The sequence below is a fragment of the Streptosporangium sp. NPDC002721 genome, assembly GCF_042888905.1.
Lineage (GTDB): Bacteria > Actinomycetota > Actinomycetes > Streptosporangiales > Streptosporangiaceae > Streptosporangium.
The window spans coordinates 1-11,796 of sequence record NZ_JBIAQI010000017.1 but is presented as its reverse complement, the minus strand read 5'-3'; the positions used below and the strand labels follow the sequence as shown (position 1 = coordinate 11,796).

At 69.0% G+C, this 11,796-nt stretch carries 9 protein-coding genes and 2 tRNA genes; 5 read left to right on the top strand and 6 right to left on the bottom strand.

Features of this window, described 5'->3' with window-relative positions; translation table 11 throughout:
* Nucleotides 1–133: 133 nt before the first annotated feature.
* On the bottom strand, nucleotides 134–1,060 hold the full coding sequence (locus ACFYWM_RS24345; RefSeq protein ID WP_389917737.1) for a UbiA family prenyltransferase: 927 nt from the start codon (nucleotides 1,058–1,060) through the stop codon (nucleotides 134–136).
* A gap of 344 nt (nucleotides 1,061–1,404) precedes the next feature.
* Here ACFYWM_RS24345 and ACFYWM_RS24340 point away from each other — a divergent pair, with 344 nt between their 5' ends.
* The 5 genes from ACFYWM_RS24340 (at nucleotide 1,405) to ACFYWM_RS24320 (ending at nucleotide 7,849) form a co-directional block, all read left to right on the top strand.
* Nucleotides 1,405–3,087 carry a 2-isopropylmalate synthase gene (locus tag ACFYWM_RS24340; protein ID WP_389917736.1) on the top strand — a complete coding sequence of 561 codons (1,683 nt, stop codon included), beginning with the start codon at nucleotides 1,405–1,407 and terminating at the stop codon, nucleotides 3,085–3,087.
* 310 nt (nucleotides 3,088–3,397) lie between these two features.
* Nucleotides 3,398–4,501 carry a sensor histidine kinase gene (locus tag ACFYWM_RS24335; protein ID WP_389917735.1) on the top strand — a complete coding sequence of 368 codons (1,104 nt, stop codon included), beginning with the start codon at nucleotides 3,398–3,400 and terminating at the stop codon, nucleotides 4,499–4,501.
* Nucleotides 4,488–5,135 carry a response regulator gene (locus ACFYWM_RS24330; protein ID WP_389917734.1) on the top strand — a complete coding sequence of 216 codons (648 nt, stop codon included), beginning with the start codon at nucleotides 4,488–4,490 and terminating at the stop codon, nucleotides 5,133–5,135. The genes ACFYWM_RS24335 and ACFYWM_RS24330 overlap by 14 nt, the downstream gene beginning before the upstream one ends.
* 134 nt (nucleotides 5,136–5,269) lie before the next feature.
* A complete protein-coding gene (locus tag ACFYWM_RS24325; protein WP_389917733.1) occupies nucleotides 5,270–5,980 on the top strand; it encodes a 4'-phosphopantetheinyl transferase in 711 nt (236 codons plus the stop codon).
* Nucleotides 5,981–6,106: 126 nt separating this feature from the next.
* The gene (locus ACFYWM_RS24320; protein ID WP_389917732.1) at nucleotides 6,107–7,849 is read left to right on the top strand and encodes an acetyl/propionyl/methylcrotonyl-CoA carboxylase subunit alpha; all 1,743 of its coding nucleotides are present in this window, start codon (nucleotides 6,107–6,109) and stop codon (nucleotides 7,847–7,849) included.
* A gap of 428 nt (nucleotides 7,850–8,277) precedes the next feature.
* On the opposite strand, the gene ACFYWM_RS24315 is transcribed toward ACFYWM_RS24320, so the two are convergent.
* The 5 genes from ACFYWM_RS24315 to ACFYWM_RS24295 form a co-directional block, all read right to left on the bottom strand.
* A tRNA-Met gene (locus ACFYWM_RS24315) sits at nucleotides 8,278–8,351 on the bottom strand.
* A gap of 1 nt (nucleotide 8,352) precedes the next feature.
* Nucleotides 8,353–8,433 (bottom strand) — tRNA-Tyr (locus tag ACFYWM_RS24310).
* Nucleotides 8,434–8,557: 124 nt separating this feature from the next.
* Nucleotides 8,558–8,881, bottom strand: a complete 324-nt coding sequence (locus ACFYWM_RS24305; RefSeq protein ID WP_389917731.1) for a hypothetical protein — start codon at nucleotides 8,879–8,881, stop codon at nucleotides 8,558–8,560.
* 244 nt (nucleotides 8,882–9,125) lie between these two features.
* Nucleotides 9,126–9,797: a response regulator gene (locus ACFYWM_RS24300; protein WP_389917730.1), complete on the bottom strand. Its 672-nt coding sequence runs from the start codon at nucleotides 9,795–9,797 to the stop codon at nucleotides 9,126–9,128.
* Nucleotides 9,794–11,113 (bottom strand): sensor histidine kinase, encoded by a 1,320-nt coding sequence (locus ACFYWM_RS24295; protein WP_389917729.1) that lies wholly within the window; start codon nucleotides 11,111–11,113, stop codon nucleotides 9,794–9,796. The genes ACFYWM_RS24300 and ACFYWM_RS24295 overlap by 4 nt, the downstream gene beginning before the upstream one ends.
* Nucleotides 11,114–11,796 lie beyond the last annotated feature (683 nt).

The window sequence follows — 11,796 nt, the reverse complement described above, 5'->3', positions numbered from 1 at the left end:
ACGGGTCGTGGCACGTGTCGGACGAGCGGCCAGTCACGCATGGTCCACGGCAGCTTCACGCGGTCGTGGCACGTGTCAGACGAACGGCCAGTCGCGCATGGTCCGCGGCGGCTTCACGCGGTCGTGGCACGTGTCAGACGAACGGCCAGTCGCGCACGATCTGCGGCAGGATCACGCAGCCGTGCAGCACGTACTGCGTGACCATGAAGACGGCGTAGGGCCGCCGACGGCGGGGTCCGGGCGGGATCGGGGCGCGGCAGAGCAGGGCGATGGCGAGCCCGCCCAGGCACATGGCCACCGCCGGCGGGTACAGCGACGGATCCCCCAGCAGCAGCACGCCCCCGGTGACGACGGCGGGCAGGGCGAGCGAGACGCCGATGATGGCCGGCCGCAGCGCGCGTTCGCCGCGCACGGCGGCGAATGTCACGCGGCCGGCCGCCGCGTCGCCCTCCATGTCGGGCAGGTCCTTGGTCGTCGTGCCCACGAGGCCGGTCCACAGCGAGGCGGCCAGGACGAAGACCACCAGCTGCGTCCCGCTGCCGAGGTCCCCCGTGTAGGCGTGGGCGCCGGCGTAGTAGGTCAGGATGCTGGCCGTCAGCCCGATCGCGATCGTCCCGCTGGTCCTGCGCTTGAGGTGGAAGGGCGGACCGGAGTAGAGGTAGCCGAGGGCCAGCATGAAGACGACCGTCCCCGCGTTCACCGGCCCCAGCGCCAGGCCGAGCGCGACCGCGGAGACCGCGGACCCGGCCGCGACCGCGGTGGCGAAGGACAGCGGCAGCTCCCCCCTCGCTATGGGCCGGCGCGAGCCGTTGAGCCGGTCCTCGCGCACGTCCGTGACGCCGTTGTAGAGGTAGACGGCGAAGACGGCCAGTATCCAGGCCAGCGCGCTCCACGCGGTCCTGGCCAGGTCGCCCGCACCGGCGACGGCGGAACTCAGCGACACCCCGGTGAGGAAGCGCAGCAGGAAGTTGAACTGTACGGAGGGTCGGGCCTCGACCAGGCACAGCACGACGTGCCGGAGAGGGGGAAACCCGGTGGGGGAACTGATGCTCGTTGTCATCACTGTCGGCCCTTCCGCCAAACCGAAGATCGATGAGTGATCGTTTCCAGCCGTGTCCCCGTTCGGCACGCGTCCGTGGGAAGCGCTTGCCCGCAGGGGCTTGTCGCAGATCGTCGCCAGGTTCCGGCCAAGTGTCACACACGACATCCCCACTCAGACATCGGATGTATCACTTCGGGACGATCAGTCAGGCGCACCGGCTCGAACTTTCGATACCCGAGGCGATCCTTCCGGTGCGGAAGGGAATTCTCCTGACCACCCGTCTTGACCGGGGAATTCGATGGCTATTTGGTAATGGTGAACATCCGAGGCAGTCGGATAATCTCAGTGAAGGAGATTGGGGAATGGGCGCGAACCGGCCTGTAGAGCGTTATTCCAATTTTACTCCCCTCGTTCTTCCCGACCGGACGTGGCCCGACGGGCGGATCAATTCCTCGCCGCGCTGGCTGTCCACCGACCTCCGAGACGGTAACCAGTCGCTCGCCAACCCGATGTCCCCGGCGAGGAAACTCCGGATGTTCGAACTTCTGGTCGACATCGGCTACAAGGAGATCGAGATCGGTTTCCCGGTCGCCAGCCAGGACGACCACGACTTCGTCCGCCTCCTCATCGAGGAGGACCGGATCCCGGACGACGTCTGGATATCGGCTCTGGTCCCGGCGCGCGACGAGCTGATCGAGCGCACCATCCGCTCGCTGTCGGGAGCGCCCAGGGCCACACTGCACCTCTACAACGCGACGGCCCCGCTGTTCCGGCGCGTGGTGTTCGGAATGGACCGGGAGCAGTGCAGGGACCTGGCCGTCCGGGGCACGGAGCTGGTGAAGAAATATGCCGAAAAAGAGCTTCGTGGTGGCAATTTCCGTTTCCAGTACTCCCCCGAGTTGTTCAACGAGACCGAGGCCGACTTCTCCCTGGAGGTCTGCGAAGCCGTGATGGACGTGTGGGAGCCCGCCTCCGACCGGCCGATAATCCTGAACTTCCCCACGACCGTGGAGCGTTCGCTGCCCTCGGTCTTCGCCGACCAGATCGAGTGGCTCGACCGGAACCTGTCGCGCCGGGAGCACGTCTGCCTGTCCATCCACCCGCACAACGACCGGGGGACCGGGGTCGCCTCGGCCGAGCTCGCCATCCTGGCCGGTGCCCAGCGCATCGAGGGCTGCCTGTTCGGCAACGGCGAGCGCGCCGGCAACGTCTGCCTCGTGACGTTGGGGATGAACATGTTCAGCCACGGTGTCGACCCCGGTATCGACTTCTCCGACATCGACAGGATCCGCGACACCGTCGAGTGGTGCAACGAGATCCCCGTGCACCCCAGGCACCCCTACGGGGGCGAGCTCGTCTACACCTCCTTCTCCGGCTCCCACCAGGACGCGATCAAGAAGGGCTTCGACGACCTGGAGCGCGGCGCGGCCGAGGCCGGCGTGAGCATCGACGAGCGGCCGTGGCGGATGCCGTACCTGCCGGTCGACCCCAAGGACGTGGGCCGCACCTACGAGGCGATCGTGCGGATCACCACCCAGTCGGGCAAGGGCGGCATCGCCTACGTCATGAGCGCCTGGTACGGCATGCGGCTGCCGAAGGAACTCCAGAGGGACTTCGCGACGGCGGTCCAGTCGAACGCGGAACTGCTCGGCAGCGAGCTCTCGCCCGAGCGGGTCTGGGAGCTTTTCGAGAGGGAGTACGTCTCCTCCGACGGCACGGTCGGCGAGCCGTACACCGCCGGCGGGCGGGTCGCCGCGACACTCCATCTCGACGGCGCGGGGGAGCACGACGCCAGGACCATCGGCGCCAAGCTCGCCCCCTGGGGCATCGACGTACGCACCGTGCATCGCACGGCCGGAGCGGACCCGGCGGCCGGGGACGCGCTCGCGGGGACCGCGGTCTACGCCGAGTGCAGGATCGGGGAGGCGACGGTCTGGGGTGTCGGCGTCGACTCCTCCGCCGTGGGCGCGGCCCTGTCGGCGGTCGGGGTCGCCCTCAGGCGGGGCGGCAAGCAGGCGGCCACCGTCGCCGTGCCGCACGTCTGACGCCGGTGCGACACACGTCTGATCAGGGACTGCGCGCTCGTGGCGTCGGCCGCGAGTGCGCGGTTCGCTGTTCGCGGCATTGCGCCCGGCCTCACATTCGCCACCGGAGAGTTGCTGCCAATATAAAAATACTGACTATTTGTGAGATATTCAGTAAAGGCTCTCGGGATAATTGAGTTAGGCTCGGGTTCGGCCGCTTGACTGACCAGTTCACCGAGTGTCGGTTGCCTACTTGCCATCCATGAACCATGATGTGAACATCTGGGGAAAACCTGGAAACACAGGGGGCAGCAGGGAAGCAGGGGGCAGGATGGCGGAAGACGAAGATGGAGTAGCCTACACGCAGAGTCCCTCAGCTGCTCTTATCGAAGAGTGCCGAGCGGATATCCTCGCCAAGTACGAACAGGACCTGGAAGTCGTCGGCAGCGTCCTTGTCCAGGATGAGCAGGCGAAAGCCCAGGTCATGGCGAATGCCAATCAGATCCTGACCGATATCGCCGCCGCGCTCGACAACGGCCTTCCGCACTCCGACGAGTCGTTCCGCTTCCTGTCCTGGGATATCGGCCTGACCAGAGCGGCCACCGGTGTCCATCCCAAAGAGTCCCTGCTGGCCGCCTCGGTCTTCTTCCGCGCGGCTTTCACCATTCTGAGCAAGTGGATCCAGGACGACTCCGAGACTGACCGCCTGCTCAGGAACGTGGTCACCACGCTGGAGCAGTCCGTCTCGCTGCGCATCAGGGAAGCCGCGACCAGTTACGCCGGATTCCTGCTCAGCAAGGTGCACGAGGCACACGTGGCCGAGCGCGGGCGCATCGCCAGAGAATTGCACGACCGCATCGGGCAGAGCCTCAGCGTCGCCCACCGGCAGGCCGAACTCTGCGTCATGTACCGCACCAGCGACCCCGCCCAGGCGGTCGTCAAGATGGAGCGGGTGCAGGAGGCGATCCAGGAGGCCATGTGGCGACTGCGCCAGCTGACCTCCGACCTACACCCGCGCGAACCGATCCAGAGCCTGGAGAAGGCGCTGCTCGCGCACCTCGAGGCGATCGGCGTCGAGGACATGACGGCGGAGCTGGTGGTCAACGGTGACGAGGTCTGGGCGACACCGGCCATCAGCGAGGAGTGCCTGCTGATCCTGAGTGAGGCGATACGCAACGCGCTCAGGCACGGGCAGCCGTCGGCCATCTACATCAGGGTCGACATCGCGCCGCACGAGCTGCGGGCGTCGGTGATCGACGACGGCTGCGGCTTCGACGTCAACACTCCTCCCGCGCACCACAGCCTCGGGCTGGCCTCCATCCAGGAGCGCGCCGCCCTGCTCGGCGGCCTGGTCACCATAAGCACCGAAGTGGGGCGGGGCACCCGAATCGATCTCGCCGTGCCATTACCGGGGTCCTTCGATGATCAAGAGTGATCACCCCATCCGGATAGCGATAGTCGACGACCACGCCCTGTTCCGCGAGGGGGTGCGAGAGATCCTGGAGGCGCAGGAGGACCTGGTGGTCGTCGGCGAGGCCGGCACCTCCTTCACCGCCCTGGAGCTGGTCTCGCAGAAGCGTCCCGACGTGCTCCTGCTCGACGTCGAGATCCCCGGCGACGCGGTCACGCACACCGTCTCCCGGGCACGTGTCATCTCGCCCGCCACCCAGATCATCATCCTGAGCATGTACGACGGGCCGCATCTCCTGCGGCAGCTGCTGTCCGCCGGCATCCGGGGCTACCTGCTCAAGACCGTGCACCGCTACGAGCTCGTCGCGGCGATCAGGAGCGTGCACTACGAGCCCGATCGCCTCATCCTGGTCGTCTCCCCGGAGAGCCTCGCCCAGATGGAGACCGCGCGCACCGAGGTCCTGACGACCAAGGAGCGGGAAGTGCTCGAACTGGTCGCCCAGGCGTTCAGCAACAGGCAGATAGCCTCCCGGCTCAACACCACGGAAGCCACGGTCAAGCGCCACCTGCGCAACATATTCGTGAAACTCGGGGCGGCCTCACGCATAGACGCCGTCAATCGCGCGATTGACGCCTCGCTGATCACGCCGACCCGATGACCCCGTCCGCCCCCTGATCAAGTTCTGAGCGACCCCAGAAGGGCGTCGTGACGATTCTTTTGCGTTCAACGCCTCCCTACAGTGAAATTGTGAACGCCGAAGCTTTGATCGCGAACATTCTGCCCCCGTGGGCAATGGCTGCCGACACCTTCGAGGACCACGCCGACGCGATGCTCTTCCCCGCGGAGGCAGAGGTGATCAGCAGGTCCGTGGAGCAGAAGCGCGCCGAGTTCGCGACGGCACGGATGTGCGCCAGAAAGGCCATGGGCGCGCTCGGCCTGCCCCCGCAGCAGGTGCTGCCCGGTGTGCGCGGCGAGCCCCAGTGGCCCAAGGGCGTGGTCGGCAGCATCACCCACTGCACGGGTTACCGCGCGGCCGTGGTCGGCGCGAGCAGCGAGGGGATCACGATCGGCATCGACGCGGAACCCGACAAGGGCATCGCCAGCGGGGTGCTGGAGGCCATCTCCAAGCCCGAGGAGCGCGACGCCATCCGGACCCTGTTCCGCGAGCACCCGGGCCCCTCCTGGGACCGCCTGCTCTTCAGCGCCAAGGAGTCCGTCTACAAGGCGTGGTTCCCGCTGACCAAACGCTGGCTGGACTTCGAGAGCGCGACGGTGACGTTCGACCCGCTGCGCGGCACGTTCTTCGCCCGCCTGCTGGTGACCGGGCCAAGCCTGTTCGGCCGCCCGCTGACCGGGTTCCGCGGCCGCTGGATGGCCCGCGAGGGGCTGATCCTCACCGCCATCGCCATCTCGGCGCGCTCCGACCGGGTGCAGTACAGGGACCGGGCGCTGTACGGGGACCGCGTGCCGTACGGCAGAGACCGTGTGCGGCACAGGGTCTGAACGCGGCACGAAGCCCGAGCGCGGTACAGAGCCCGAGCGCGGTACAGAGCCCGAGCGCGGTACAGAGCCCGAGCGCGGCACGAAGCTCAACCACACCCGGTCACCACGTTCACGGAGGAACGCGTGATGAGGAAGGTCCTGATCGCCAATCGCGGTGAGATCGCCGTACGGGTGGCGCGTGCCTGCAGGGACGCCGGGCTGTGCGGCGTGGCGGTCTACTCCGAACAGGATCTGGACGCGCTGCACGTCAGGATGGCGGACGAGGCGTACGCGCTGACCGGCCGGTCGCCGGCGGAGACGTACCTGAACATCGCCAAGCTGCTGCGGGTCGCCGCGAGCTCCGGTGCCGACGCGGTGCATCCCGGCTACGGCTTCCTGGCCGAGAACGCCGACTTCGCCCGCGCCGTCATCGACGCGGGGCTCACCTGGATCGGGCCGCCCCCCGAGGCGATCGCGGCGCTGGGCGACAAGGTCCAGGCCAGGCACATCGCGGCCAGGGTGGGCGCGCCACTCGTGGCGGGCACCAGGGAGCCCGTACAGGGCGCGGCGGAGGTCGTCGCCTTCGCGCGAGAGCACGGGCTGCCCATCGCGATCAAGGCCGCGTACGGCGGCGGCGGCCGCGGGCTGAAGGTCGCCAGGACGCTCGACGAGATCCCGGACCTGTACGACAGCGCCGTCCGGGAGGCGACGACGGCGTTCGGGCGGGGCGAGTGCTTCGTCGAGCGCTATCTCGACCGGCCCCGGCACGTGGAGACCCAGTGCCTGGCCGACAGGTACGGCACCGTGGTCGTGGTGTCCACCCGCGACTGCTCGCTGCAGCGCCGCCACCAGAAGCTGGTGGAGGAGGCGCCCGCGCCGTTCCTCGGCGCCGAGCAGATGGAGATCCTCTACACCAGCTCCAAGGCCATCCTGAAGGAGGCGGGTTACGTCGGGGCGGGCACCTGCGAGTTCCTGGTCGGCCAGGACGGCACGATCTCCTTCCTGGAGGTCAACACCCGCCTTCAGGTCGAGCACCCGGTCTCCGAGGAGGTGACGGGCATCGACCTGGTACGGGAGATGTTCCGCGTCGCCGACGGGGAGCCGCTGGGCTACACCGACCCGGTGGTGCGCGGCCACTCGATCGAGTTCCGGATCAACGCCGAGGACGCCGGCCGCGGCTTCCTGCCCGCCCCCGGCACGATCACGAGCATGAACGCCCCCTCGGGGCCCGGAGTGCGCCTCGACGCGGGCTACGAGGCGGGCATGACCGTCCCGCAGACCTTCGACTCGCTCGTGGCCAAGCTCATCGTGACCGGGCAGAGCCGCGCGATGGCCCTGGAAAGGTCGCGGCGGGCGCTGGCGGAGCTGGAGATCGAGGGGATGCCGACCGTGCTGCCCTTCCACCGCGCGATCGTGGCGGACCCGGCGTTCACCTCGGAACCCTTCACCGTCCACACCCGCTGGATCGAGACCGAGTTCGACAACACCATCCCGCCCCACCCGGGAACCGGCGACGTCGAGGTGCCGCAGCCGCGCGAGAAGGTGCTCATCGAGGTCGGCGGCAGGCGGCTGGAGGTGGTGATGCCCGCGGGCTTCGGCTCCGCCGCACCGGCTCCGGCGCCCAAGCCGCCGCGCCGCGGCGGCGGCATGGCCAAGCAGGCCCCCGTGGGGGGAGACGCGCTGGTCAGCTCGATGCAGGCCACCATCGCGATGGTCGCCAGGATCGACGGGGACCTGGTCGACACCGGCGACCTCGTGGTGGTCATCGAGGCCATGAAGATGGAGCAGCCCGTCACCGCCCACAAACCAGGCATGATCACCAACCTCGGCGTCACCCCGGGCCAGACCATCGCCGCCGGCGCCGTCATCTGCGAGATCATCGACATGTGAGCCGGTCCCCGGATCGAGGACCCGCCCGCGGAACAGAGGAGCGGACCCGGGGGCGGCCCGCGAAACAAAGGAGCAGCCCCGAGAGGGGCCCGCGAAACAGAGAGCAGGCAGTACCGAGAAGCGGCCCGCGAAACGGGGGCCCGAGATCGCATGAAATGGGCCGGATCATGTCCGGCCCGTTTCATCGGCGGGATGTCCACCCCGCGACGCGAGCCGGAGACGTATTCGGGATCGGTGTCAGACGGTCCTGAGCCTCTGTTGTGGCGCAGGAATGACCGGTGTACGGACCCGGCGCCGAATCTATGACACGTCCTTTACTCATTCCCGGCGCGGACTGCCTTCCCGGCCCCTTCACCGCCACCCGGTGCCCCCTGGAGTCCGGTGAGTACGCCACCGGACCACAGCCCGAGCGGTCGGCACCGAGGCCGTACCTGCACCGGGATTCGAACCTGGGACCTCCGCGTTATGAGTGCGGCGCTCTCACCGACTGAGCTATGCAGGCGTGCAGGAGGACGGAGTCGAACCGCCACAGCCGAAGCGTCCGGGTTACAACCGAGTGAGCTCACCACGTGCTCAGCCCCTGCGCGTTGAGATGAGACTACCGAGCGAGCCCCGGCGGTCTCATCTCGTTTTCCCGCGCATCGGGCATGCTTCCGGCCGGACCGCGCGACGCGGTGACGGCACGGAGGGAGCGATGTCGAGCGGTCGTCAGCAGAACTTGTCGCGGGCGCGCTCGAATCCCATGTCGAACCCGCGCTGGTAGTGCCCGAAACCGCGAGCGGCGCTGCTCCGGCTCTTCCCGCAGGAGCTCCCGGTGCTGAACCCGTCGCTGTATCCTCTCCGGCAGTCGCGGATCTTGTTGCACGGCTTGGCCTGGAGCGTGTCCGTCGTTGCCGCGCGGTGGGCGGCATCGGTCACCGCCACCTTCTTGAGGGCCGTGGCGGCCGAGGCCGCGCCGGCCACGTGCATCGTGCCGATCATCGCGACACCGGCGGCGGCGACCGTGATCGCCTGACGAATTCTGATGGACATGGCGGTCATCTCCTTCGCTGGCCGTGCGGTCCGTCGCACCGGCAGGAGCCGGGGCGACGGGGCCGCCACTTTCTCAGCAGGGGAGGGATACCCGACATTAGCTATCAAAAGCACTGAAACTACATTGAATATCGCAAACCGGGATAAATGGGTTGAAGGTTGATTGGTGCGACACTCCACCCGCGCCCGGCGCCCGGGGCCGGAGGTTCCCGAGGTCGTGGACGCCCACCCGCTGACGGACGCCCTAACGGACGCCGCCGGGGGAGATCAGGCCGGTCTCGTAGGCGACCACCACGGCCTGGGCACGGTCGCGCAGGCCGAGCTTGGACAGGATGCGCGCGACGTGGGTCTTCACCGTGGCCACGCTGAGGGTCAGCCGGTCGGCGAGTTCGGCGTTGCTCAGTCCGGCGGCGAGCAGGCGCAGCACGTCCAGTTCCCGGGGCGTCAGCTGGGACAGGTCACGGTGGAGGGCGGGCCTCACGTCGTCGCGGCGGGCGAAACGTTCGACCAGGCGGCGGGTGATGGTGGGCGCGAGCAGGGCGTCGCCCGAGCGCACCAGGCGTACCGCGGCCACCAGGTGTTCGGGGGTGACGTCCTTGAGCAGGAACCCGCTCGCCCCCGCGGCGAGGGCGGCGTACACGTAGTGGTCGAGGTCGTAGGTGGTCAGGATCAGCACGCGGGTGTCCTCGGCGCCGCCCGCGCAGATCCGCCGGGTGGCTTCGAGGCCGTCCATCCGCGGCATCCGGATGTCCATGAGCACGACGTCGGGCCTGGTACGGCGGACCGCGGCGACGGCCTCCTCCCCGTTGGCGGCCTCGGCCGCCACCTCGATCCCGTCGGCGGCGAGGATCATGCGGAATCCCGTGCGTACCAGTGCCTGGTCGTCGGCGATGACGGCGCGCAGGGGCTCGGTCATGTCGTCCTCCACGGTACGCGGGCCTTGATCCGGAATCCGCCCTCGGCCGTCCGTCCGGCGTCCAGGGTCCCGCCGTAGACGGCGAGCCGCTCGCGCAGCCCGATCAGCCCCCTGCCGTTCCCGGCCCGCGGCCCGGCGCTCCGTGCCCCGCCGGTGTCGGTCACCTCGATCTCCAGCCGGTCGCCGTCATGGCCGATCGTCACGGACGCGGCGGCCCCGGCCGCGTGCTTGATCGTGTTGGTGAGGGCCTCCTGCACGACGCGGTAGGCGGCGAGGTCGACCCCGGGAGGCAGCGGTCCGGGCGGAGACACCTCGACGCTCACCGGCACCCCGGCGGCGCGGACCCGTTCCACCAGGGCGTCGAGCCGGTCGAGTCCCGGCTGGGGTTCGAGCCCGTCGGAGGGACCGTCGAGACGCTCGCCGCCCGGACCGGCGAGCAGACCCATGACGTTGCGCAGTTCGGCCATGGCGGCCCGGCCGCCGGACTCGATCGCGAGCAAGGCCTGCTTCGACTGCTCCGGCTCCACGTCCATGATCTTGCGGGCCGCGCCGGCCTGGATCACCATCACGCTGACATTGTGGGTCACCACATCGTGGAGTTCGGCGGCGATCCGGGAGCGCTCCTCCGCGACGGCCCTGCGCATGGCGTTCGCCTGTTCCTGCCGCAGCTCGGCGAGCCGATGCCGGCTGGCTCCCAGCTGCTGCCGCCAGAAACGGACGAAGCTCCCGAAGACGCCGACGCTCAACAGGACGACGAACGGCCCCGTCCAGTTCGGCAGCGCGGGCGTGACGTCCCCGAACCCGGCGCCGGCGAGTCCGGCCGCGAGCACGAGACCCCCCATCGCCAGGAACCGGTTACGGCCGTGGACGACGGCGCCGTACGCGGCCACGGCGCAGGCCAGCACGGTGATCCAGGTGGCGTCGGTGTGTGTGGCCCGCGCCGCCAGCAGCACCACCCAGAAGGCGATGAGCGGGTACCGCCGCCGCACCGCCAGCGGCAACGTCGTCAGCGCCACGAGGAACGCGGGCGGGGCCTGGGACGGCCGGACGGGCGAATGGTCCAAGGAGGGCCGCGAGCTGTCGGACAGGACGGCGGGAAGCGGTGGAGGGGCGGGCGAGGCATCGGGAGCCGCCGGGAGATCCGGGAGGTCGGATAGGTCCGGGAGATCGGGGAGGTCAGGAAGATCCGACAGGGGCGAGGCGGCAGGCGGGAACCGCAGGTACTCGATCACTTCGGGCCGGCCCGAGACCGGGCCGTTCACCGGATACACCACCGACACGGTCACCGCGACGACCGTCAGGACGATCGCGACCACCGCGTCGGCGGCTAGCGCTCCACGGGACGGCCTAGGAGGACCGTCGCCACCGGGCCCCGGCGTGTCCCGGACACCGCGCCGGTCCGGGTGGTCCTCGTACGGCCGGCTGTTCAGGTCGAGCACATGCCGCCACCACCGTGGTCGTTCACTGGTCTCCACCGGCACATTGTCACGCCTGCCGCCCCTTCCCACATCGGCCGTCGTGACGGGTCTCGTCGCCTCGGGAAGTACATCGCGGGGATGACCCGGCGACCCTTCGTCCTCGGGAGGTACGCGATCTCGGCACGACGGCCGACGCGCACCGGCGAGGACGGCACCTAATTTCGTTCCCGCCATCACACCGCTCCGAAGCCGCGACCGCTACGGCCACCGCGACCGCGACCGAGGCCGAGGCCGTGACCATGGCTTTGGCCCCGGCCTCGGCACCGACAAGCACCGACAAGCACCGACGAAGCAACGACAAGCACCGACAAGCACCGACGAAGCACCGACGAAGTATCGAGGCGCTGTTCATGACCACCTTTCGGACCACCTCCCAGGAGGACATAGCGTGACCGCTGTCCTGGAAGCCCAGGCACTGGGCAGGAAGTACGGCAAGCGCTGGGCGCTGCGTGAGTGCACCATCGACATCCCGGCGGGCCACGTCGTCGGGTTGGTGGGTCCCAACGGAGCCGGCAAGACGA